The sequence below is a fragment of the Couchioplanes caeruleus genome, from assembly GCF_023499255.1.
In the GTDB taxonomy this organism is placed as follows: Bacteria; Actinomycetota; Actinomycetes; order Mycobacteriales; family Micromonosporaceae; genus Actinoplanes; species Actinoplanes caeruleus_A.
In genome coordinates this window covers 1,161,065-1,183,119 of record NZ_CP092183.1, presented here as the reverse complement: position 1 = coordinate 1,183,119, position 22,055 = coordinate 1,161,065, and the positions used below count along the sequence as shown (strand labels likewise).

Below are 22,055 nucleotides of genomic sequence, written 5' to 3'. Positions count from 1 at the left end.
CGAGCGCCGGTCGCCCGTTGCGATCCGGGCCTATCGTGACGGCATGGACGCGCAGGATCCGCAGGTCACAGGATTGCTGAAGATCGCCGCGCAGCTACGCGAGGCGGCGGACCGGGCCGGCCGGGCCGATGTCGTCGCCCGGGTCGACGACGTGATCCTGCTCATCGCCGAGGGCGACGGCCACGCCGATCAACGGCCGGGCGGCGGGGCGGGCGACACGGTCCTGCGGATCCTGAACGGCCTCGGCTTCTGACCCGGCCTCGAGCCGCAGCCGCGCCAGCCGGCCGCCGAACACGAGCAGGTAGAAGACCAGGTCCGCGGCGAGCTTGCCGGCCACCACGCCCAGCGTCGCGTCACCGACGAGCACCGGACCGGCGTACATGAGGGCCGGGCGGACGAGAAGGGTGTCGAGCGCTTCGGCCGTACCGAACTCCACCAGCGTGCCCGGCACCTGCCCGGCCAGGGCCCGCAGCCGGCCCGCGCCGCGATGCCCGCGGGTGTCGCGCCACAGCAGCGTCCCGTAGTACCCGATCCCCTCGGCGATGCTGCCCGCCCAGGCCGCCGCGTACGGCGAGGTGCGGTGCAGCGCCGACGCGGCGGCGACGGCGAGGACGGTGCCGACGATCTCGGGCAGCACATAACGGCGGAGCATGACGCACTGACGCTAAGTGATCTCCCCTGGATACGACCTCAGGACGCGCAACCCGGTCGGGTTACTTACGGGGGCCGGCCCGAGCGCCACACCGGGACCCGCCCGCCGCGTTCCGTCACCGATCACGCCGTCGATGATCGGCGGCGCTTGTCGGGAAGTTGTCGGCTCAGGCCGCCGAGATCACCACCTCGGCCTCGACCTCCACCGGAATGTCGAACGGCAGGGCCGCCTGCCCCACGGCCGACCGGGCGTGCCGCCCGGCCCCGTCACCCCACAACCGCAGGATCAGATCGGAAAACCCGTTCACGACCGCGGGCGTACGCGTAAAGCCCGGCGCCGTCCCCACCATGCCGAACACGCGCACCCACGCCACCACCCGGTCGAGGTCATCGAGCTCCCGCCGCAGCGAGGCGAGCACCGCCAGCGCCGTCTTCCCGGCGGCCGCGTACGCCTGCTCCTCGCTCACCTCCGCGCCCACCTTGCCGAGCGGCTGAGCGAGGCTGCCGTCGGCCTCCAGCGGCCCGTGCCCGGAGACGTACGCCCGGTCGCCGTACACCCGGACCCACGGGAACGGCAGACTGACGCCCGGCGGCAGCTTCATCGGCTCGGGCAGCTCGAGGCCCAGCTCGGCGAGCCGCTGTTCGATACGCATCTGCGTACCTTAGGGCCGGCGTGCCCGCGGCTGGCATGATCGACGCGTGCGGATGGGAAGCTTGGCCATGGCGGCGGCGGTGCTGATACTGGCCGCCGGCTGCGCCGATACCCACCCGGTGGCCCACGCTCCGCTCCCCCTGCCGTCGACCGCGCCGGCATCACCCGGCCCCAAGCTGACGATCGACAGCCCCAACGGCATCAAGGGCCCGGTCGGCGAGCTGATCCACACCGGCCTGCACGACCCGCACGGCGACGAGTACGTCATCTTCGGCATCACCGGCGCGGGCCCGCGGTCACCCAAGGATTTCGGCTTCGCGATCGGCTTCCGCGAACCGAAGAACAAGGTCACCGCCGACGACTCGCTGACAGAATGGGTGGGCTCGCCGTCGGCCCCGGGCTTCCACCCGATGAACGGCCAGAAGGAACTCAGCGACGGCTCCGTGCAGCCCGCGTACGGCTACTACGCCGGCACCCCGGCCACCATCTCCGTCCAGGAGGCGGGCCGCCCCATCCAGGCCCACCTCGCCCGCTGGAGCCACGACCCCACCATCACCGTCTTCTGGTTCGACCCGGCCGACGTGCACGACGACGACCGCTGGGCCCAGCTGGCCGCGTACGACGCCTCCGGCAACCGGCTCCCCGACGGCCGCATCCTGAGGATGTAGACCATGCGCCGCCTGCTCTTCCTGTTGGCCCTGCTCGCCCTTCCGGTCGCCGCCTGCGGCACGGACGAACCACCGGCGCCGACCGCGCCCTCCCCCAGCGTCACCGAGACCAAGGACCCGTTCCCGGACGTGACCAAGGACGGCGACGCCGTCGCCCTCCTGCTGTCCTTCGAACCGCAGAACCGGGCGGCCATCATCGAACCGGCCCTCTTCCTGCCCGGCATCGACTACTGCAAGGCGCTGCAGCTCGACCCCATCGACCGGCGGTGCGCCCAGGAGTACGTCATCGACGGCAGCAAGACGAAGGTCACGTTCCCGCTGGCGAAGGACGTGAAGCTGCTGGGCGTGGGCACCGGCGAACCGGAGTGCATCGGCGACATGACCGAGGGGGCGAAATGTTCGGTCAGCCGCGGGTACATGAGCGACCTGGCGGACTCGAGGTCACCCGTACACGTGACCATCCGCGACGGCAAGCTCACAAAGATCGCCGAGCTGTACCGACCCTGACCTGCACCGCCGCCGCACCCCCGGACGTTCATCCAACAACATCACCCGAGGTGACTAACTCGAAGCGGTGAGCGAGCGGGTGTCGGTTCCGATCGCTTTGATTACCGTCGAAGCCGTGGAGCTTTCGCTGACAACCATCCTCACGATCCTGTGGTCCACCTTCGGCGCACTGACCGTCTTGGTAGCGGTCCTGTACTGGCGCGCCCACCGGGGGGCGCCCTCTTCCGGTGGGGCTTCCGCTTCCGCCGGGGGTGCCGCTTCGCGGGGAGCTCCGGCTCAGCGGCAGCCTTCTTCCAGGGAGGTGGTCGCTCCGGCCGAGGAGTTCACGCCGGGGGATGCCGAGGCGTTGGAGCAGGCTCATCGGCTCTGGCTGAACGGACTGGCCGGACCTGGGAGCTGGGAGGACCTGTCGGACACCGGGCGACATCATTTGCCGGCTGAGCTGCTGGACCTGAGCACGTACCAGCTGGGACCGGACCGCGTCGCCCGGGCGAAGGTTCCCGAACAAAACTAGGAACTCTCCCCCCGCCGCGAACCGGCGTCCACGCACCGAACGCCCGGGACTGTAAGAAGAACGGTGTAACTCCTGATCAAGGAGACGCACCTGATGACTGTCATGTCGGATGCCGTGGATACTTCCGCGGTGGCGAAGAAGACGTCGGCGAGCACGCCTGAAGGGGTGGATGCCGAGCTGGTCGGCCGGCTGGTCGAGCAGGCCCGCGCAGCGGGCCTGCAGCTGACCGGTGAAGGTGGCCTGTTGCAGCAGCTGACCAAGCGGGTGATCGAGGCCGCGTTGGACGGTGAGATCACCGACCACCTCGGCTACGAGAAACACGATCCGGCCGGTAAAGACGGCGGGAACTCCCGCAACGGGTCACGGGCGAAGACCGTGCTGACTGACGTCGGCCCGGTCGAGATCACCGTGCCGCGCGATCGCGACGGCAGCTTCGAGCCTCAGATCGTCCGTAAGCGGCAGCGCCGGCTGACCGGCGTTGAGGACATGGTCCTGTCGCTGTCCGCGAAGGGGCTGACGACCGGGGAGATCAGCGCCCATATGGCTGAGGTGTATGGCGCCGAGGTGTCCCGTCAGACGATCTCGACGATCACTGACAAGGTGATGGACGGTATGGCCGAGTGGCAGAACCGGCCGCTGGACCGGGTCTACCCGGTGGTGTTCCTGGACGCGATCAACGTCAAGATCCGCGACGGGAAGGTCGCCAACCGGCCGATCTACGTCGCCCTCGCGGTGACCGTCGAGGGCCCCGCGACATCCTCGGACTGTGGGCCGGCGACGGCGGCGAGGGTGCGAAGTTCTGGTTCAGCGTGTGCACGGAGCTCAAGAATCGTGGTTTCGAGGACGTGCTGATGGCCGTCTGCGACGGCCTGACCGTATCCGGGTCAGCCGGCTCGGTGTCGGCCGGGCCCGCTCACGTCCGGTGCTGGTGCTGGCCGACAAGGCTTACACCAGCCGCGGCAACCGCGGATATCTACGCTCGCGTGGGATCAAAGCCTGCATTCCCAGCAAGAGCGACCAGGACGCTCACCGCAAGGCCAAGGGCTCCCGCGGTGGGCGCCCGCCCACGTTCGACCCGCAGCTCTACCGGCTACGGCACGCCGTCGAGAACAGCATCGCCCGCCTCAAACGCCACCGCGGTATTGCCACCCGTTACGACAAGCTGGCCGTTCGCTTCCAAGCCGTCCTGACCATCACCATCATCAACGAGTGGCTCTGACCGGCTTATGAGACACGCCTTAGTCGGCGTCGCCGCTCGCGATACCTGCCGTAGGCACGCCCACGCCTTCAGCACTCGGCAGCGAACAGAACTCTCCGCGCGGCTGAAAGCCACGCGTGATCGACTCCCGGATGCAGAGTATGCACGAGCACTGCGTCCCATTCCGATGGATCGCCAGCGTGCACAGATGCCATGCGCCCGCCACGAACGGTGATCGACCCGACTAAGTCGTCGATGAAGGAAACCGATGCGCCAGCATCACGCATACCGTTGATTACCTCAACAGCCGATGATTCTTGGACGTGGGTATCCCCGGCCTTGTCAGCAACTCCGACAACAAGAACTCTAGCCAAGGCAAGCGTCTCACCTTCTGATGCCAGTGCATCGACAATCCGCCGGAAGGACGCGGCTCCATATGCCGTGGCACACCGCCCAGGACAAGGCACAACATCCACCTCGTTATAACGTTCGGGTAAAGTCCTAAGCACCTGCATCGAGGTCAACGCGATCGCCGTCACCACGGCATACATCAGTAATGACTGCGACGGCAACGGACAGTCGGGCAACCAGGATCTCCGGGATACCCGAAAGTCCGCTTGGACATTAGCGGCACAGGTCAACGCCAAGTTATTTACGCGCGCGGCTCGTGCGTACGGCCCGATTAGCCTTGATCCGGCTTTTTCGACCTAGTAGAAAATCGGGTGCGTCGGTGCAACTGGCGAAGTCGGCGGTCAAATACAGCCACGAGCGCAAATCCCCCAGCGACTGCAAGACCTACCTGGGCAACTCCTAGCCAGCTGGGCCGACCTTGCAGCGTATTCTTCAGCGCCGTCTTCGCGGCAACGGGAATTAGCGGTCCACTCTCAGGAGGAGTGAAGGGGTCCGCCTGCGATGCCGGCTTGGCTGTTTTCTTAGAGGTTACTCTTGCAGACGACGACAGCGGCTTGGGCTCCTCTCGATTTCCGCGCTGTTTCGACGAGGATCCCCGGCCGATATGTGTAGGCGACATCGGAATGGCAGGGGATTCCGACAGGCGAAGGTCGTCAATCGCGTAAGAACCCTTGGCGGAGAAAATGACGGCGACACTCAGGGCGGTGTTGCGGCTGCGAGGAACCTCCCTGGTAGTCCAACTGGCATAGCGCCAAACGTCAGACTTCGCAAAGAGCTTGCTACCGCCGAAGCTCGTATATCCCCCGCGCGGCTGCCGCACATACGCGGCAAGCTTGACAGGCTCTGTGGAGCGGTACCAAACGCCGACAGTGTATTGCCGGCCAGCACGCACCGGGGGTGCGCAACTTCCGAGGTCCTGTGTCGACATCACGCGTACAGGCCGAGGAAGACTGGAAATCGTTGCGCTAAGGGATAGCCTACCTGAATGGGCGGCAAGTGACTGGGCCCAAGCGACTTTACTGCCTTCGACTTCACCACCATATTCAAAGCAATGCGGAGCGCTCATTGGACTAGGACCCGACCTCTCGAAGGACGAGTTCTGAAGTCGCGCCACGGGAGCGGTAGACGGGGGTGATGCAACAAGCGGCTTAACAGGATCACCAAGAGCCGATCGCGCGGTGGTGCTGCGCACAGCACTTCTCTTCTGCTCTGCCGCCAACCAGTCGAGGAAAGACGCAAACTCCGATTCCCGCACCGCATTCAACTCACATTTAGCGTTAACGCAAACCTGATGAAACACGAGCTGAAGCCAAGTCGACTTACCCTCGACTCGCTTCACCGCCTTAATAAGGTCGTCGGCCGTTGTACTTCTACCGAAGCCGGACATCGCTCGCGTAGCGAATCTGTCGACCGGAGGGGACGTCTCTCCCTCCGCACAACTGGAGCATCCGACGCCGGAAGTAGTGCGCGCATTGCTATAGCCGCATGACTCGACGGCCCGCCTACTGTCCTCAGTGAAGTCGCTGAAAGGATAGGCGAATGAAGATACTTTCAAACCGAGACCCGAGAGCTGTACTCGGTCGAAGCAAATCTGGCGTCTTTGTTCAACGTAGTCCTGCTGGGACAAGTGTAGGTGAAACGCGGTATGTCCACCTACCTCATGCCCCATTGACTGCAACTGCTGGACCTGACCCACCGACAGATACTTCTCGCCACCCAGCCGTCCACTATTAACATAAAACACGCCCTTTAGTCCACGAGCGGCGAGCATCGTTCCTGCTTCTAAGTGGTCCGCCGTTCCATCGTCGAAACCAAGCGTGATTGTCGGCGTCGAAGCCTGGTCAGGGGACCGGTCATCGCTCGGCGCACCCAAAGCTGCCGGAACCGTTCGCTGCTGGCCGACCGACCTACCTTGTACTGGACTTGGCGGTATCGATGGAGCTGTCGCAGAGTCATATAAGCCTACCGACTCCGGCGCAGACGGAGTCTGCTGCTCCTGAGCCGCGGCAGGCAAGACAGCAGCCAACGCAATGACGCCTGCAACAACGCCCACCGTCAGAACGACCTGATACCCGCCACGCCGCGGCACCCTCTTACCCACCGTCCACCCCCTAAGCAAAACAGCCTCCCTACGAAAAGTTCTGCGATTCATCGCGAATGTCGAGCCCGAACAAGTAGAAGTCGCAGTTGTCGCCGCGTATACCCACCGCACCATATGAAATCGGAGCAATGCCACCAGCACCGCGATCCAACGCTGTAAGTACGCTATGGCCATCGATACGTAATGACAGGCGAACGCTACGGTGCCCAGAGATGGTCGCCTGCATTTGCCGCCACTGGTTCTTTCCCGTTACAATGGACGGCATTTGCCCTTCAGCCAGCGTGAAGTATGTTCCACCATTACTGACACCACCCGGAACCTTCTTCTTTAAGGCGACCTTGCCGTCCCGGCGAAACACAGAGACGGCGTACGTCTCCATTTCAGATCGGTAACGCAGCAGCAGGTGCACTCCGTCGAACGACCTAAATCCAGTCCGGGGCGTCTGCACGAACTGATTGACGTGCAGGTCGAAACTGACCGTCACGTCCTGGAAGGTCGCTTGCGCCGTAGTGGCTCTGAGGACGGCCGAGCCAGTAGACAGCGACGAGTCAAAATTCGGACGATTCCCATCGGGCTTCCCTGACCAAAGAAAGGCGCCGCCACCGAAGAGTGAGCCACTCGACACGTGCCAGCCCGCCGAGCTATCGCCTTCGGCCGCTGCCTGGTCCCGGAAGGCCACCTCGTTAGAGATCAAGGCCATGCGAGCCGTATCGGGAAGCGGCATAACCAACGGTCCGCGCGCCTCAGGCGCGACGCACAAGGCAAGCATCAGTCCGAACGTCGCTAGAGCGCTCGATGCACGGGAACGGATCATCGAATGCCAGCCGCGTCTCGCAGCCTAGCGAACAATATCTCGGCCGACGTACTTTCATATACCTCAAGCCGAGGAAGGATGCGCCTGGAAGTCCATGAGTCGTCCACCGCCTCATCGGGCGACACGGTCAGTATGCTCCCGAGGAAGACAGAGCTAACAGCTCGATTGGCGACTGCGAGTCGCGACGTCAGAGGCCCGAGTGGGTAACCCGCCTGGAAAGGATAGGAGAAGATCCTCGGATCGGGAAGGCCCTCATCGACGACCTTCCTGCGATCCGCCTCAAGGCCCTCCCGAATACGCGACTCAAACTCTCGATCACTTTCGTATCGCCCCGCCGGCAGCCACTGAGCTGTGACCAAAGCATTTCCCACTTCACCATCAGGGCCGGACAATACATCGTCCTGGCTACCGGAAATGCCGATAGACCACCGCCCGCTCTTCACCATGGTTCGCAACGCCAACCATGAGAGAGTTACGCCGCGCTTCTTGCGGATTGTGTCGGGCTCGATGCAGAGAACCGCCTTAAAACCATATGCCTTCAGGATGGGATCGGCATAGGTCCAATCTCGCGGACGGGCGCCATCAAATACGATCAACACCGCGCGGCTCGGCAAAGCCGTTCCGTCGGTCATGTGGGACATCGCCTGTTCTGCAGATACCGAGGTGTAACCCGCCAACCGGAGCATCCTGAGATGCTCAACGAAGGTGGCGGCGCTTACAGACACCCTCCGCGTGGATGTCGCTGACGAATCTAGGCCGCCCGATACTAGGTCATGATAGCCAAGAACGATGAACGAATCGCCGTCCCCAGTCGCATTCGTATACCGTCGGGCCTCGTCGAATGACAGCGTCCCGACATGCGGTGGCGAACCTTGTGCGCCCAACTGTACTCGCTGCTTAACATAGATATAAGTCAAGGTTGGCAGTGCAAGAACAGCGGCCGTAACGGCTGCCGTTCCGGCACGAACGAGCCAAGATACACCGACGGAGCCTCGACTCACGGCAACCAGTCCATCGGCTGGCCACGCGTGACGACTAGTAGGTAAAGCATCACCACAACGGCGGCCGCAAGCGCCTGTACGGGGCGGCCGGGGATTCCTCGTTTTTTCATCCTCGAGCCCAAACACTCTTTCGTAGGGTCAACAGCGAGTAGACCAGCAACCAAGAAAGAATCACGGCAGAAAAGGCACTCATCAAAGGCCGATAAACCCATCGGCCGTCGCCCTTGTTCTGTGCCCTATACGCGAGTCCCCAAATAGAGCCCTTCAGAAGTACACCTCCGAGGTACAGCCCGGTCAGGAGAACTTGGCCGTGTAGCGGCAGCCACAGAAGATGCCTGAAGGCCAGTACGGGCGCCACGAGAACCCAAAGTGCATGACTGTAGAACAAGGCAGCCGCTACGATTCCTCGACGCCAGTAGAAGCTCCCGGTAAAGAAGAGATTTCGGAAGAAGCTCTTCTTCCAGCGAACCTGCTGCTTGATCACGCTGCGGAAAGTTTCAGGCACGTTAGTCCATGCCTTCGCTGAGCGCACATAGGCTACGCCCCACTTTCGCTCTGGGTAGTCGACATCGACCACGAACGGGGAGCGTGCATATTGGCGCTTCAACTTGCGCCCGATCCAGTACTGACCTAACACATAGCCGGTCAGTTGCCGGTCGGTGGCGAACCGGAACTCGCGTCCAAGGAAACTGTCTCCCGCCCAGGCCGGCAGGTAATTGTAGATGGCCTCACGGCGGAAGGCGGCTAGTGGACCTGACACGCAAGTAACGGAGCGAAGTACTGACTCAGCGGCCTTTGAGACGTTGAATTGACCGTCGTACCAAACGTCTTGGACTTTGGTGAGCAAGTTTTTGTCGCGGTTCAATGCCCGCGCGTGTCCACTAATGGCGCCGATCCCGGGATGAGCTTGGAAAGCAAGCATGCATCTCTCGACCGCATCGCTTTCAAGGATGCAGTCGGAGTCTGTGAAGACGAAGTAGGACCCTCTAGCCTCGGCCGCAGCCGCAACAAGGGCCCGCTTCTTCCCGACATTCTTGTCAAGTGCGATAAACCTGAACGGCAGAGTCAAAGAGAGCTTGCCCAGCAATTCCCGGGTACCGTCTGTTGACATATCGTCAGCGACGATCACTTCGCAGTTGCCGTAGGTTTGGGCAAGTAGCGATCTGACAGTTTGCTCGATTACATCGATATCGTCTTTGACCGCCAAGAGGCAAGTGACAAGCGGCTTCTCGCGAAGCTCATTGGCGTCCAGGGACGGATCCCTATAGTTGCCGAACGAAATATACATCAGCACGATGGTCCCGCTGAGGACACCAATGCCATAGACATTGACGAGAACTTGACTTCCTAGACTCGCCGCCTTAACGGCGAGAATAACTGTCAAGGGAAGAAGAGCCAGAAGCGCCACCATTCTGCGCACAGAGTGCAGCTTCGATTCAGCCGGAATCGGCGTACTCCGCCGTGTAGGAATCTGCGGCAGAGGGACGGTGGAGCTGTCTTCCAGGCCTCGGTTCTGTTGAGGCGCGTGACCGGTTCTAGTTACCATCGCCGCAGACCCCACTTCTGGCGACCGACACACGCTCGCCGGTGCGGGCCTGGTTTTCGATGACAGCCGTCGCTGCGACCTTGTTCACGCATAAGGTGGCTTGGACTCCGGTAGGCGTCGTTATAGATCGGACTACTGTGTCAGCGCTGGCGTAGCGGCCAGACGTCAGGACGGTCACGAACTGCACATGACGCCCATGCCGGCTGAAGCCGACGACATTATTCGGCTCGGCCTTCCCGTACTCGGCCGAGTACCACCCCTGCATGGGTGACATTTCCCCTCGGTACCGACGAACTCCAGCAGTCCGCCCGACATCGGACTGCTGGACGGTTAACGCCGGATTGTCGTATTCGTCAAGCACTCGCGTTTTGACCGGGTTTTCAAGCACCCGTGCACCCGGAAACAGATGCCACAGTTGTTCGTAGTTCCGGGCTTGGTGGCCAACAAGGTCATCGAAGACAAGTACGATGTCTCGATCAAGCAGCAAGACGGACCGACGATGTGTTACACCTTGATAAACCGACGCGACGCCCGACTGGTACGACCAGCCATCCTTCGCGACCGTCAGACCCGCTTTCACCCAACCGCCGCTTTTCGTCGGCCTGTCGGCCGTCACCGTATTATGAGCAGTGATTCCGTGAAAGTAGTTGTAAGCTTCTCCTGAAGAGTACGTATCTAGCCCGGAGTCGACCAGCAGTTCTCGTCCGTGCGAGTAATACAAAATCGCCAACGGCTCGTCATGGGCGTGAGGCGACGTCGGCGGACCCACGTCCATAAGAATTTGGCTATTGTCGCTGTACGGTTTTGCCGATGTGGCGGGACTACGTAGGATCGCTTGGCCGGAAGCAGGGAATAGTGTCGCGGTTTCGGTCGGCGCTGTCCCAATCTGACCGGCCGTGACGGCGAAGGCGAAGTCCGGAAAGCGCTTTATTAGCTGCTCGTAGAGTGTGCGTGATCCGGCCGGCCTGGCCTCCACAGAAGAGCCCAGCAAGGGCAGGCTTCCGTCGGGCCAGATCACCTCGGTCGAGTAGCGGATCATCTGGCGAAGTCTCGAGCTGAAATCCTTTGGCAAATCGACGCGGTTCGCCTTCGCCCACTGCTCAGTCTGCACCATGAAGTCGAAGACGTAAAAGTGGTAGAAAGGCGACTTCTCGTTTTCGACACCATCTGGGTCGATAGCGTAGCGGATTAGGTCTTCGATGCGTCCACGAGCGAGACTTCCGTACTCAGCAGAACTACGGGAATCCGGGAAGTTGACGCTGATCAACAGTAATGCCAGCGCTTCGGTAAACCCGTGGTTGTAGCCTCCCTGGAAGTTGGTAGGCGACTTAAGCTCTATGGCGATCCGCTCAACAGACCTCAGCATTTTTTTCTCGAGGTCTTCGGGCAGAACGCCCGAGCGTTTGAGCTTCCAGAAGGTGTTGACGAGAACCATTGCGCGAAATGCCATGGCGTGAGGGTCGTCCATGCCATCGCGATCGGGCTTGTGGTCCTCGGAATCATACGCTACGTAACTGCGGAGAATCTCGATAAGCTTGTCAAGATAGGCGGTGCGGCCAGTCGTGAAGTAGGCCCAAAGTAGGCAGGCAGTAGGACGTAAGGAGTAAAAATAGAATCGCCAGTACTTCTCGCCGTAAGGATCTTCCGTCCAGGCGGGACCGTTCGGTAGCTTCAAATCCTTAAAGCGAGGTACCTTCCAGACGTTACGCAGTAATGCATCGGCGTCCTCGATGCTACCCACGTTTACGAGTGAGTAAATGCTTTCGCGCCCAGATGGCAACGCTGGCGAAACTTGGTTCGCCTTGCTTGCCGCCGGCTTCCGCACCGCCGTCGCCAGATCGGGCGGCGAGGATTGATCGCATCCGGTCGCCGTCAGTAGTACCACGGAAGTCAAGGACGCCAACACGGCGCGATAGCCGATTTGAATCATCTCCCACACCTCTGCTTCGTAGCTAATCTGTCAGCTAACGCTTAGAGGGTGTACCGACGCGACTCACGTGAAAGCCGGTACGTGGTGTCCAATACGGGGACATCATCGGTCAACCACGAGACGTCCTCATCGGAATGGATCGTGTGCACGACAACCAGGTCCCACTTCGCCTCCCGTGGGTCACGGAGAACGTCAACCATTGTTCCGTGAACGTCGATTCGGTCGATCATGCAGTCTGTGAAAGCCACAGCTGCGCCACTGTTGTGAAGACGGCTGAAGATTTCAAGCGCGGGTGACTCGCGGACATCAGCGACGCCCGGCTTGTAGGCAACTCCTACAATTAAGACGGACGCCCCCGCGAGGGTCTTTCCCTGTGTCGCCAGCACTTGGGCTGCTCGTTCCACAACTCGCGATGGCCGACTTGCCACCAGCGCCATCGCGGTCTCGATCATTGGAGCGGTGACGCGTTCAGCGCGCAGCTGCCAGAGGAGATAGTGCGGATCACACGGGATACAGTGTCCGCCGATACCTGGCCCCGGACGAAACGGCATGAAGCCGTAAGGCTTCGTCGCGGCCGCGTCGATGACTTCATTAATGTCCAGGTCGAGGTGACCGCTGATATCGGCGAACTCGTTCGCAAGAGAGATATTCACCGCACGAAACGTATTCTCGAACAACTTGGTCATCTCGGCAGCCTCTAGAGAACTTACCGGGTGCAGCAACTTTGAGCAGTCGGCGAGTACCTCGACAGCGTTGCTCATGCACGCAGGCGTAGCCCCACCGACGACCCGCGGAACGTCATTGTGGTGGATCTTGCTATCTCCAGGGTTGATTCGCTCGGGAGCGAAGGCGACAAAGATGTCACGGCCGACCGTGAGCCCTCGATCAGCAAGGGGCTTGAGTAAGAGGTCGTTCGTACAGCCGACGTATGTCGTCGAGGTCAGGATCAAAGTTTGAGATTTACTTGCGACCTTGACGACTGATTGACATGCAAGCACAAGTGCATTTAGGTCCGGCAGAAGGTGCTCGTTCACAGGGGTCGGCACGCAAATTAGGATCGCGGCGGCATCCGCGATACTTTCAGCTGCGCTACTCATGACAAAGGCCCAAGGGTCGTTCAAAGCCTCCTTGAGGCGCACCCGATCCCGGGGGATGAGGTCCACGTCTTCGGAATTGATCGCGTCTAGGCGTCGAGTGCTGATGTCCACGCCCAGAACCCGTCTGCCGGACGAATGGAGCTGCAGCGCAGTAGGTAAACCAACGTATCCCATACCCACTACTGCTACGTCGTAACGAAAGTTTCGCTTCGACGTTCGAAGCTCGACAGCCTCGGTCGTGGCTGACCCGGTGACGCCTGCCTGGCGCGGCGCACCGAAAGGAGCTTCCTGGACGTTTGCGGATGACAACTTCAACTCCGAGTGTTGAGAAAGACCTGATCAGTGAGCTTGAGCACGCAGCCGTGGGCGCGATGACACCCTTCCGTATGCCGCGTTGCTCGCTTGTGCCATGCGCCAGATTCGGCAGAACGGCGTCGCCAGCTCGATGGAGCCCGAGGCCATCTGCGCGCCGGCGAGCAAGGCGGCCGTAGTCACAACGAGCCATCGAGCTAGCAGTTACGCTGGCTCCGCATGTTCAGCCTCCAAGACGTCTTGCCGGAGACGGTCCGCGTCGACTACTCCACGATTGCACGGCATCCAACCGCACGGATAGTCAACGAATGGTCCGCCGTCGAGGCTGGTGTCAGCGATCGGGCAACGGGGGATAATTGCAGGCATGGTCAGCTAAAGGATCTGCCGGTACAGATTACCCCGTTGGGGCGACACCGAAGAGGCTCGCTCGACGCCCGTCGCAACATGCGAGTCTGACTCGCGATATGCGCCATCCCAGCACTGAATACGTTGACAAAGCATTGGGTCTGCTGCACCGATAGGTGACAGGTCAAGTCACGCGGCCTGACTGGCCGGTGGAGTCATGATGGTCTCGTACTCGATAGGGGTCAACCGGAACAAGCCTCGTTGGCGCCTCCTGCGGTGGTAGGTCCGTTCAATCCAGGTCACCATCGCGGTTCGTAACTGCTGCCGGATGCTCCAGGCCCGGCGGTCGAGGACATTGTTCTGCAGCAAACCGAAGAACGATTCCATGGCGGCGTTGTCGCCGGCGGCACCGACTCGACCCATCGATCCGAGTATCCGGTGCTGGTTCAGGGCCCGGACGAACTTACGACTGCGAAACTGCGACCCGCGATCGGTGTGCAGCACGCAGCCCGCCACGTCACCACGACGGGCGACGGCGTTGTGCAGGGCGTTGACGGCCAGCCGTGACTTCATCCGGGAATCGATGGAGCAGCCGACGATCCGGTTGGACCACACGTCCTTGATCGCGCACAGGTAGAGCTTGCCCTCGCCGGTGCGGTGTTCGGTGATGTCGGCCAGCCACAACCGGTTCGGGCCGCCTGCGGTGAAGTCACGCTTGACCAGGTCGTCGTGGACCGGCGGACCTGGCCTGCCGCCCCTGCCCCGTCGCCGTTTGCGGGCGAACGTGCTCCACCAGCCCATGCCGGAGCAGATCTTCCATGCAGTGCGCTCGGTCATCGGGCGGCCGGCGGCGCGGGCCTCGTCGGCCAGGAACCGGTAGCCGAACTCCGGGTCGTCGCGGTGGGCGTCGAACAATGCGTCCGCCCGGTAGGCCTCGGCCAGCTCGGCGTCGGTCACCGGGCGGGCAAGCCACCGGTAGTAGGGCTGTCGAGCGATGTTCAGGACCCGGCACGTCACCGCGACGGGGATGCCGTCGGCGGCGAGCTCGTTCACGAGCGGGTAGAGCTTTTTCCCCGCAGGTTCGCCTGCGACAGATACGCCGCGGCCCGGCGCAGAACTTCGTTCTCCTGCTCGAGCAACTTGATCCGCTTGCGGGCTTCGCGCAGCTCTGCGGAATCACCGCGGCCGACGCCAGACTCGGCGCCGGCGTCGATATCGGCCTGGCGCAGCCATTTGAACAGCGTCATCGGGTGGACCCCGAAGTCCTTGGCGATCTGCTCGACCGTCACACCGGGCTCACGATCGCGAGCGACCCGCACAACATCATCGCGGAACTCTCGCGGGTAGGGCTTGGGCACAGCAACATCCTTCCAGCCCGCCGTCAGGGCAAGCCATCTCAGATGTCACCTATCGGTGCAGCAGACCCACATCCGCTTCTCGCATAGAACGATGCTTCACTTAACGCAAAGTAGCGGTCGATCACTTTCGTGATCGACCGCTACTATCCGCCATGTTTATGACGAAGCAACCGTGAACTTTTTGAACCTAAACCTGGCGTTGTCGCCACGGATTCCGACGGCGCCTGGAGATACAATAGCCGGGCAGCCGATACCGGAGTCAGTAGCACTCAGTAGGGCCTCATCGTTTCTCGTCATGGTGATTGTAACCGTACCGTCGGGGTTGTTGCGTACTGAGGCGGCTACCTTGGTCCAATCATTCAATGCGATTGGATATCCCGCAAACTCGTTGCTGAGTTCGTAGTAGGTACCGTCGTTGCTAGGTCCGCCGGGGCACTTTTTCTTGATTACTACCCGTCCGTCGCGTCGAGCCACGCTCGCGTAGTAGAGACTGTATTGCGATTGGTACCGAAGCCAAATATGAACCCCGTCCCAGGCGACCGCTGGCGTCTTGGCGGTAGAAGTAAGGTCGGCGACGTTAAGCTGGAAACCTACCGCGACGTCACCAAAACCATAGTCGCGCGTATTCAAGCGAAAGACCGCCGAGTTGGTGTACCTCAGCGACTGAGGTCCGGGGCTTCCGGCGTTGATTGGGCCGGTGTACCCACTCCCAGATGAAGAATATAGGGAACCGCTCGTCATCTCCCAAGTCGGGCTACTTATTGCGTCCGTGCGGCTCGAGTTCCAGTATGCGTATTCGTTGGTGACGAGCCGTTTGGACGTGTCAAACGACGTCGAAATCTTGAGTTCACCGGGCATACCGATGACCTCGACGCTCCCTAAGTCTTGAACGGTAGGCTTCTCGAGAGAAACTTTGATGCTGCCTTGTCCCAAAAATCGAAGGGCGAGGCTTGTGACCTTAGGGGGCACCGGAGGGGTCGTCAGAGCGAACCTGTCCTGGTTCTTGGCGGGAGACACGTAGCCGTCGCTCCACCAGTTTTTCCAACCGGTGCCAGCGGAATAGATATACAACACGGGATGCAGCCAAGCCGTCGAACTATATGATGAGGCGACTGTATAACGGTGACCTGGCGAAACCGGTGCCGTGCACTCCGATGTTGTACCAGCGCTGACTTCGAGAAGCTGGGACGAGGAGGTTGCTTGAGCGGCTACCGCAAGCGTGGTAGAGGCGTCCGCGGTGGCGACGGATGCTTTCGCTCCAGTGACGCTCCAACACGAACTTTTCATTCCTAGACGTACCAATTGCGTCGACGATTCACCTTCGGTCGCCGCCGAAGCTACCTGGGGAGATCCTACGGCGACGAGAATGCCGCAGATGGCGCTAAGGACTCGGTTGACCGGACGCACTTGACTCCCCTTGTTGGCGCGACGCTTACTCGTCCTCCAACATCGGGGTCGCCTGTCGACTGCTTAGCTTGGTGGGCTCCTGCTACTGATCGGCATGCCACTTGCAACCACTCGGCACCTCAGCGGCCGAGCCGCTCCTCTGTGCCGGCGCGTTGATCAGGCGCAGGCTCACACATCATGGATTTCGAGCGGCTATTCCCCGCGCTCCTATTCGCGCCGACCAGCTAGTTCCCCTGTTCCGGTTGAGCCCGTTCTATTGGTCGAATAGCCCGATTCCACTCCTTCAATGAAGGGCATTTACTCCCCGGGCGACACTCGAGGGACAAGCCCCCGCCCGAGCTTTCGCGTAGACGAGCGGCGGATTTCGTTGGGGAGTCATGCCCAGGAACGCTCCCGCCATCCCAGGATGGGCGTCTTCCCCATATGGCAGGATCTGCAGTGCCATCGTCGGCAGCTTCGCTTGGGGGACATGGTGACCCAGCAGCTCTTGCATCCCGTCCGCACGGCCAACGGTGCAACGGTTCGCCGCCTCGTTCGGATACCCACAGCGCGCCACCGGATCCTGCTTCGCGCGGAAAGCCTTTGCGTCGCATCCGGGCCTCGACGCGCTGCTCAACTCCTTCACCCGTCTCAGTGCGCAGGACGCCTGGATGATTGCCTGCGCGAAGGCCTCCGTCTGCAGCAACCCGGCGCTCAAAGGCTTTCTAGTTCTTCAGCCGTGACGCCTCAGCGGCGAAGCTGATGCACGAATGATGGCCCTCGGGCAGCTCCGGCTCGTACAGGGGCACCCAGTCCAGCCGCGTCAAATTCCTGGTCACATCGGCCAACTCGTCCTGCTCAGCCAGCTCCTTCACCCCATACAGGTCCAGCAGCGGAAGCAAGGTCATTCTGCGGACGGACCCGGGGCCGTCCCGATCCGGTACAGGGTCGCCGTTGATGCCGGTCTTGGCTTCGACCGCGCGGCGAGTCGCAGCCGAACGGCGCCTGGCAAGCCGCCGCGGGCCTAGGGAGCGCCGGCGCTGGCCGGCAGCACGGTCATCACTGCCGCACCATACGTCGGCGCAAGGTTAGCTTGCACCGACGGCTGAGCAACCTGGCCCGCATTCTCCTAAGGGCTATGTCCTAGTCAAGTAGGTTGCCGTCCATACGGGCAGTCCGAACGACTAGCCCGTGACGACCCACGTCATTGCGTGCCCAGCACTAGATGTATACGAAGCGAAGAGCCGCCCGGCAGACACGTGCCGGGCGGCTCCATCTTTCCGCAGCCGGAGACACCGGAAAGGCGCCCGACGCCGCAGGGGCCTGCGGTCAGCCGCAATTGGCCCACGTGCTGGTGAAGTTGGAGCTCTTCGAGTAGCCGAAGTAGCGGACGCACTTGCCCTTGCTCCGCTGCTTCACCGGGCCGGCGTAGTACGTGTACGCGCCCGTGTCGTACGCCCACGAGCCGCCCTTGACCTGCAGCCCGGCGGTCACCTTCGTGGCCTTGCCCAGCGACGTGGTCTTGAGGGTCACGACACAGGTCGTCGTGCCGTTGTAGAGCTGGTAGGCCGTCGCTCCGGGCAGCTTGTGCGAGCGCTGGACGTTGTAGCCGCTGCCGCAGACGCCCTTGGCGGTGTAGGGGTTGGCCGCGTACGCCGGGGCGGACACGCCGGCGAGCATCATCGAGCTGGCCGCGATGACGGCGCCCACCCCAGCCAGCATCCGGCGGCGCAGTCGGTTCGCGTTGATGGGCATGAAGACTCCCTCTCAGCACTGAAATCGGACGAGGACATTCTGCCCACTAAGTCCGTTTCGCACACCTCTGGGGGGTGCAAACAACGAGCCGCCCGGCAGGTGTCTGCCGGGCGGCTCGGTCGTCGATGCGGGGAATCAGCGCAGCGTGACGTTGAAGATCGGGTTGGCGGCCAGCGTGCGGAACGCGGCCAGGTTGGCCTTCGTGCTGTCGATGCTGATGTCGCGGTCGCCCTGGTCGTCGTGCGAGGTGTCGAAGTACACGATCGCCTTGATGTTCGGACGCTTGCTCAGCTCGGGCAGGACGCTCTTGAACCCCGCGGTCTTATCGGTCGTCTTGCCCACGCGGTGGTACACGCCCCACTCAGCAACCATCAGCGGCTTGCTCGCGTGCTTGAGCGTCGCCCAGTCGTAGAAGTTCAGGCCGTTGGCCGGCTTGCGGTCGAGCAGGTCGGCGAACATCCCGTAGTGGTAGTAACCCTTCTCCGCCGACACGTACGAGTCCAGACCCATCCAGTCCACGACATCGTCACCCGGGTACAGGTCCTTCCACCACGACTGCGCCATCCACTTCTCATTACCCATGTACGCCATCACGTTGATCGCGTTCGTCACACCCTTGGCGCGCAGCCGCTCGATCGTGTGCCGGTACATCGCCGCGAAGTCCTTCGCCTCCCAGCCCGAACCGGCCCGCGGATTCACATCGTTCTCCGGCTCGTGGTTGAGCACCAGGAAGAACTTCTCCGGGAACGAGGCCTTCACCCGGGCCGCGAAACGGTCGATACGCGCGTCCTGCTCACCCCGGGCCACCTTCGCCCAGCTCGAACCGTACGCGATCTTCCAGTTCATCAGCAGCACCCGCGGGTGAGCCGCATCGCGGGCCATCGCCATCTCCGAGCGGGTCGGGAACGGCTCGTCACCCTTGTGATACGTGTGGAAAATGCTCGCCGTACGACCGCTGAGCTTCTCCCAATCCTTGAGCGCAGCATCACGCGGCGCGCTGGTGAAACCGCCCGCGGCGGCACCCCACAGCACGCCACAGGAGGGCACCAGCTGGGCGTCGGTGACGCACCCGGCGGGAGCGGCAGCCGGCGCAGCCTGCGCGGCGGTCGCGCCGGTGAGGGCGGCGCCCGCACCAGCGAGCAGAGCGGTCAGCGACAGGACGGTCTTCGTGATGGCCGAGCGACGCAAGATCTGATCTCCCCCGAGTCTGTCCGGCCGCGTTGTCGGCCGGGCATACGAAGAAGATTCGCGGAGGCGCAGAGCACGTCCGGTGCCCGCTCAGGTGCTACAAGGTTGCCTTCGAATCGACCCCAGACCGGTGTGCCTGGAATCGACCACGAGCCGGCTCACTTGAGAAGAGCTCGATCGGGCGTCAATTGCTTGCGACGGTCGTGGGCGCCAAGCGGTGCTAGCGTCGACCGCCGCATCCCGCGACGCATAAGGAGTTCCTAGTGCACTTGACCGCCGACGACCGTTTGGAGATCCAGGAAGTCATCGCACTGCACGGTCACCTGTGTGATGCTGCCGCCTACGAGCGATTCGACTTGGTGTTCACGCCTGATCTCGTGGTCGACACGAGCGATCTCGGCCTTGCGCCAGTGCACCCTCACGATGAGCACGAGTCACGGCTCGCGATGTACATCGCGGTCGCGCGCCGCCGCGGGCCCGGGAACGTCCTCGGCATGCATGCCACCAACGTCGTGGTTCGCGAGGACGGCGAGGGAGCCCGGTCATGGTCGAAGGGCTTGACCGTGAATGTGGACGGCTCGGTTGCCAGCTTCGTCTACGAGGATCAGCTTGTGCGCACACCTCACGGATGGCGCATCCGCCATCGAAAGGTCTCGCCGCGCCGCGAGCCCGGAGGCGGCCCCCAACTGCCCATCACGTTCTGACGGCGCGTGCGCAGATACGGCCCGGCCAGGTTTAGGGCGCAGCCGGAGCTGTCAACCACGCACCTTTCACGAACGGAACCTGTCATGCACGCCGAGGGCACCAGTGGCTGAATGGGCCGCTACAGGTTGAAGGCGCCGCTCTTGGCTGCCTCAATGAAGGCGGCCCACTCGGCCCGCGGGAAGACCAGAACGCCGCCCGCACGGTTCTTGGTATCCCGCACGGCTACCCCGTCGGCCAAGTTGGTCGCCACCTCAACGCAGCTGCCGTTGGCACCACTGCGGGTGCTCTTGCGCCATCTCCGCTGATCCATGGCGGTGACCCTTCTGTGGAATCGATGACCCGACGGAACCTCAACCTACGAAGTCGGGACGACTGATCGCCAGAGCACTCGAAGAGGCACACGGCAGGCAAGGCGACGAAGTGAAGCCACCGTCGGTGAGAGCTCTCGCGCTTGATGCGAATCCCGTTGTCGATATTGGACGAGGTGGCTGCCACTCCCTCGACTTATTCAACGGCAAGCCACGTGGACGCGGAGTCGTGACGACGAGCAGCCTCGCACTCACCACCGATGGCGTACCTCTACTCAGGGTCGAACTCGTTGCTCTTGACGCCCGCGATGAAGGCCTGCCATTCCTTCGAGCGGAACGCGAGCACGGCTCCGTCACGGTCTTTGGTGTCGCGAACGGCCACGACATCCGGCAGGTTGAGCGCTACCTCGACGCAGTTGCCGTTGCCGCCACTACGGTTACTCTTCTTCCACTCTGCGTGGGTCAGGTCCATCTCCCTGTCCCCTTCCTTCATCGGGCGTCAGCCGCAGCTTTTATGAACCTCATGGTCTCTGCCGGGCTGAGCGCTTGGGCCACAAGGTGTTGGAACGTCGCACGGTACCGCGCGACATCCGCGTTCGACTCGAGGAACAAGCCCCCACCCGCGCTCTCCGCGTAGACGAGCGCCGGATCTTCGTCAGGGAACTCCATGACGAGGAACGACCCGGCCATCCCGGGATGTGCACCGGCGTTGTACGGCAGGACCTGCAGCGTGATGGTCGGCAGCTTCGCCTGGGTGACCAGGTGGTCGAGTTGCTCCTTCATCACGTCCACACCGCCGACGACACGACGCAGAGCCGCCTCGTCCACGACGGCCCATAGCGTGACCGGGTCTTGTTTCGCGAGGATGCCCTGACGCCGCATCCGGACTTCGACGCGCTGCCCAACGCCCTCGTCGGTTTCGGTCGGCAGGACGCCACGGATGACTGCTCGCGCGTAAGCCTCTGTCTGGAGCAGCCCAGGCACGTAGAGGCTCTCGTAGTTCTGCAGCCGCGAGGCCTCGGCTTCGAAGCTGATGTACGTCTGGTAGCCCTCGGGCAGCTCCGGCTCGTACAGCTGCAGCCAGTCCAGCTGCGTCGAATCCCTGGTCAGGTCGGCCAGCTTGTCCCGCTCAGCCGGCTCCTTCACGCCATACAGGTCCAGCAGCGCGAGCAGGGTCCGCTTCTGCGGACGGACCCGCGCCGTCTCGATCCGGTAGAGGGTCGCCGTGTTGATCCCGGTCTTGGCCTCGACGGACTCGCGAGTGTGTTCGGACGCGGCTCGGAGCCGCTTCAGCTCGGCGGCGAGCCGCCGTAGCCGAGCGGTCGGAGGCTGCCTGCGTGCCGCCATCTCGTCCATTCCCCTCGCTCCGTCCTCACAGTCTCGCGCCACGACGAGCCCAGGCGTCCGCCCGGGTCTACCAAGGCAATCCAATCGTATGCATACCTTGCATCAGCTAAGTGGGCTCGTGCATTCTAGTCGCCTGACCGTCACGCTGTCGTAGCTGTGCGCGCTGACGGCACGGTCGTCCGTGCCGCCGGTCCACCTTCGGGAATCGAGGTCGCAATGAAGCACCTGCCCCGGCGCCGCTTCCGCCTCTTCGCGTTACGC

21 protein-coding genes and 2 pseudogenes are annotated in these 22,055 nt (G+C 62.5%); 6 read left to right on the top strand and 17 right to left on the bottom strand.

Annotated elements, in window-relative coordinates; all coding sequences use genetic code 11:
* Positions 1 to 94 precede the first annotated feature (94 nt).
* Positions 95 to 652, bottom strand: coding sequence for a hypothetical protein (locus COUCH_RS05695; RefSeq protein WP_249611043.1), 558 nt, complete (start codon positions 650 to 652; stop codon positions 95 to 97).
* A 166-nt stretch (positions 653 to 818) separates the two neighbouring features.
* Positions 819 to 1,304, bottom strand: a complete 486-nt coding sequence (locus COUCH_RS05690) for a RidA family protein (protein ID WP_249611042.1) — start codon at positions 1,302 to 1,304, stop codon at positions 819 to 821.
* A gap of 46 nt (positions 1,305 to 1,350) precedes the next feature.
* On the opposite strand from COUCH_RS05690, the gene COUCH_RS05685 reads away from it, so the two are divergent.
* From COUCH_RS05685 to COUCH_RS05665, 5 genes and pseudogenes are all read left to right on the top strand, one after another.
* Positions 1,351 to 1,971, top strand: a complete 621-nt coding sequence (locus COUCH_RS05685; RefSeq protein ID WP_249611041.1) for a hypothetical protein — start codon at positions 1,351 to 1,353, stop codon at positions 1,969 to 1,971.
* 3 nt (positions 1,972 to 1,974) lie between these two features.
* Positions 1,975 to 2,478 (top strand): hypothetical protein, encoded by a 504-nt coding sequence (locus COUCH_RS05680; protein WP_249611040.1) that lies wholly within the window; start codon positions 1,975 to 1,977, stop codon positions 2,476 to 2,478.
* 67 nt (positions 2,479 to 2,545) lie between these two features.
* Positions 2,546 to 2,992, top strand: coding sequence for a hypothetical protein (locus COUCH_RS05675; RefSeq protein ID WP_249611039.1), 447 nt, complete (start codon positions 2,546 to 2,548; stop codon positions 2,990 to 2,992).
* Positions 2,993 to 3,085: 93 nt separating this feature from the next.
* Positions 3,086 to 3,864 (top strand): annotated as a pseudogene (locus tag COUCH_RS05670) (IS256 family transposase); the annotation flags it as partial.
* A 2-nt stretch (positions 3,865 to 3,866) separates the two neighbouring features.
* Positions 3,867 to 4,211, top strand: a pseudogene (locus tag COUCH_RS05665) (transposase); the annotation flags it as partial.
* A 68-nt stretch (positions 4,212 to 4,279) separates the two neighbouring features.
* Here the strand turns inward: COUCH_RS05665 and COUCH_RS05660 are convergent.
* The 12 genes from COUCH_RS05660 to COUCH_RS05610 all read right to left on the bottom strand — a co-directional run bounded on the left by COUCH_RS05660 (position 4,280) and on the right by COUCH_RS05610 (position 19,434).
* Entirely contained in the window at positions 4,280 to 4,741 is a 462-nt protein-coding gene (locus COUCH_RS05660; protein ID WP_249611038.1) for a hypothetical protein, read from the bottom strand.
* Positions 4,742 to 4,872: 131 nt separating this feature from the next.
* A complete protein-coding gene (locus COUCH_RS39115; RefSeq protein ID WP_430640890.1) occupies positions 4,873 to 6,753 on the bottom strand; it encodes a polysaccharide deacetylase family protein in 1,881 nt (626 codons plus the stop codon).
* Positions 6,731 to 7,516, bottom strand: a complete 786-nt coding sequence (locus COUCH_RS05655) for a hypothetical protein (protein WP_249611037.1) — start codon at positions 7,514 to 7,516, stop codon at positions 6,731 to 6,733. The genes COUCH_RS39115 and COUCH_RS05655 overlap by 23 nt, the downstream gene beginning before the upstream one ends.
* Entirely contained in the window at positions 7,513 to 8,148 is a 636-nt protein-coding gene (locus COUCH_RS05650; protein ID WP_249611036.1) for a polysaccharide deacetylase family protein, read from the bottom strand. Before COUCH_RS05650 ends, COUCH_RS05655 begins: the two co-directional genes overlap by 4 nt.
* A gap of 475 nt (positions 8,149 to 8,623) precedes the next feature.
* On the bottom strand, positions 8,624 to 9,928 hold the full coding sequence (locus COUCH_RS05645) for a glycosyltransferase family 2 protein (RefSeq protein ID WP_249613577.1): 1,305 nt from the start codon (positions 9,926 to 9,928) through the stop codon (positions 8,624 to 8,626).
* A gap of 124 nt (positions 9,929 to 10,052) precedes the next feature.
* A complete protein-coding gene (locus COUCH_RS05640) occupies positions 10,053 to 11,993 on the bottom strand; it encodes an alginate lyase family protein (RefSeq protein ID WP_249611035.1) in 1,941 nt (646 codons plus the stop codon).
* A gap of 41 nt (positions 11,994 to 12,034) precedes the next feature.
* Positions 12,035 to 13,270 carry a nucleotide sugar dehydrogenase gene (locus COUCH_RS05635; protein ID WP_275980067.1) on the bottom strand — a complete coding sequence of 412 codons (1,236 nt, stop codon included), beginning with the start codon at positions 13,268 to 13,270 and terminating at the stop codon, positions 12,035 to 12,037.
* A 666-nt stretch (positions 13,271 to 13,936) separates the two neighbouring features.
* A protein-coding gene (locus COUCH_RS05630) for an IS3 family transposase (protein ID WP_249611034.1) occupies positions 13,937 to 15,105 on the bottom strand; the annotation gives its coding sequence in 2 pieces (ribosomal slippage) (positions 13,937 to 14,830 and positions 14,833 to 15,105; 1,167 coding nt in all).
* Between the two features lie 1,690 nt (positions 15,106 to 16,795).
* Complete coding sequence (locus tag COUCH_RS39110) at positions 16,796 to 17,197, bottom strand: Scr1 family TA system antitoxin-like transcriptional regulator (protein ID WP_430640963.1); 402 nt, start codon at positions 17,195 to 17,197, stop codon at positions 16,796 to 16,798.
* 19 nt (positions 17,198 to 17,216) lie between these two features.
* The gene (locus tag COUCH_RS05620; RefSeq protein WP_249611032.1) at positions 17,217 to 17,399 is read right to left on the bottom strand and encodes a hypothetical protein; all 183 of its coding nucleotides are present in this window, start codon (positions 17,397 to 17,399) and stop codon (positions 17,217 to 17,219) included.
* Positions 17,400 to 17,820: 421 nt separating this feature from the next.
* Positions 17,821 to 18,246 carry a hypothetical protein gene (locus COUCH_RS05615; protein ID WP_249611031.1) on the bottom strand — a complete coding sequence of 142 codons (426 nt, stop codon included), beginning with the start codon at positions 18,244 to 18,246 and terminating at the stop codon, positions 17,821 to 17,823.
* Between the two features lie 135 nt (positions 18,247 to 18,381).
* Positions 18,382 to 19,434, bottom strand: a complete 1,053-nt coding sequence (locus COUCH_RS05610) for a glycoside hydrolase family 26 protein (RefSeq protein WP_249611030.1) — start codon at positions 19,432 to 19,434, stop codon at positions 18,382 to 18,384.
* 269 nt (positions 19,435 to 19,703) lie between these two features.
* On the opposite strand from COUCH_RS05610, the gene COUCH_RS05605 reads away from it, so the two are divergent.
* Positions 19,704 to 20,138: a nuclear transport factor 2 family protein gene (locus tag COUCH_RS05605; RefSeq protein WP_249611029.1), complete on the top strand. Its 435-nt coding sequence runs from the start codon at positions 19,704 to 19,706 to the stop codon at positions 20,136 to 20,138.
* 119 nt (positions 20,139 to 20,257) lie between these two features.
* Here COUCH_RS05605 and COUCH_RS05600 read toward each other — a convergent pair whose 3' ends face one another.
* The 3 genes from COUCH_RS05600 to COUCH_RS05590 all read right to left on the bottom strand — a co-directional run bounded on the left by COUCH_RS05600 (position 20,258) and on the right by COUCH_RS05590 (position 21,794).
* Complete coding sequence (locus COUCH_RS05600; RefSeq protein ID WP_249611028.1) at positions 20,258 to 20,449, bottom strand: DUF397 domain-containing protein; 192 nt, start codon at positions 20,447 to 20,449, stop codon at positions 20,258 to 20,260.
* Positions 20,450 to 20,718: 269 nt separating this feature from the next.
* Positions 20,719 to 20,919: a DUF397 domain-containing protein gene (locus COUCH_RS05595; protein ID WP_249611027.1), complete on the bottom strand. Its 201-nt coding sequence runs from the start codon at positions 20,917 to 20,919 to the stop codon at positions 20,719 to 20,721.
* Positions 20,920 to 20,936: 17 nt separating this feature from the next.
* Positions 20,937 to 21,794: a helix-turn-helix domain-containing protein gene (locus COUCH_RS05590; RefSeq protein ID WP_249613575.1), complete on the bottom strand. Its 858-nt coding sequence runs from the start codon at positions 21,792 to 21,794 to the stop codon at positions 20,937 to 20,939.
* Positions 21,795 to 22,055 lie beyond the last annotated feature (261 nt).

Coding starts and splice junctions, on each gene's coding strand:
- COUCH_RS05645 (WP_249613577.1), bottom strand. CDS start 9,928: ATGGTGGCGCTTCTGGCTCTTCTTCCCTTGACAGTTATTCTCGCCGTT.
- COUCH_RS05600 (WP_249611028.1), bottom strand. CDS start 20,449: ATGGATCAGCGGAGATGGCGCAAGAGCACCCGCAGTGGTGCCAACGGC.
- COUCH_RS05615 (WP_249611031.1), bottom strand. CDS start 18,246: ATGCCCATCAACGCGAACCGACTGCGCCGCCGGATGCTGGCTGGGGTG.
- COUCH_RS05655 (WP_249611037.1), bottom strand. CDS start 7,516: ATGATCCGTTCCCGTGCATCGAGCGCTCTAGCGACGTTCGGACTGATG.
- COUCH_RS05595 (WP_249611027.1), bottom strand. CDS start 20,919: ATGGACCTGACCCACGCAGAGTGGAAGAAGAGTAACCGTAGTGGCGGC.
- COUCH_RS05690 (WP_249611042.1), bottom strand. CDS start 1,304: ATGCGTATCGAACAGCGGCTCGCCGAGCTGGGCCTCGAGCTGCCCGAG.
- COUCH_RS05590 (WP_249613575.1), bottom strand. CDS start 21,794: ATGGCGGCACGCAGGCAGCCTCCGACCGCTCGGCTACGGCGGCTCGCC.
- COUCH_RS05650 (WP_249611036.1), bottom strand. CDS start 8,148: ATGACCGACGGAACGGCTTTGCCGAGCCGCGCGGTGTTGATCGTATTT.
- COUCH_RS05680 (WP_249611040.1), top strand. CDS start 1,975: ATGCGCCGCCTGCTCTTCCTGTTGGCCCTGCTCGCCCTTCCGGTCGCC.
- COUCH_RS05640 (WP_249611035.1), bottom strand. CDS start 11,993: ATGATTCAAATCGGCTATCGCGCCGTGTTGGCGTCCTTGACTTCCGTG.
- COUCH_RS05620 (WP_249611032.1), bottom strand. CDS start 17,399: ATGACCTTGCTTCCGCTGCTGGACCTGTATGGGGTGAAGGAGCTGGCT.
- COUCH_RS05660 (WP_249611038.1), bottom strand. CDS start 4,741: ATGTATGCCGTGGTGACGGCGATCGCGTTGACCTCGATGCAGGTGCTT.
- COUCH_RS05695 (WP_249611043.1), bottom strand. CDS start 652: ATGCTCCGCCGTTATGTGCTGCCCGAGATCGTCGGCACCGTCCTCGCC.
- COUCH_RS39115 (WP_430640890.1), bottom strand. CDS start 6,753: ATGAATCGCAGAACTTTTCGTAGGGAGGCTGTTTTGCTTAGGGGGTGG.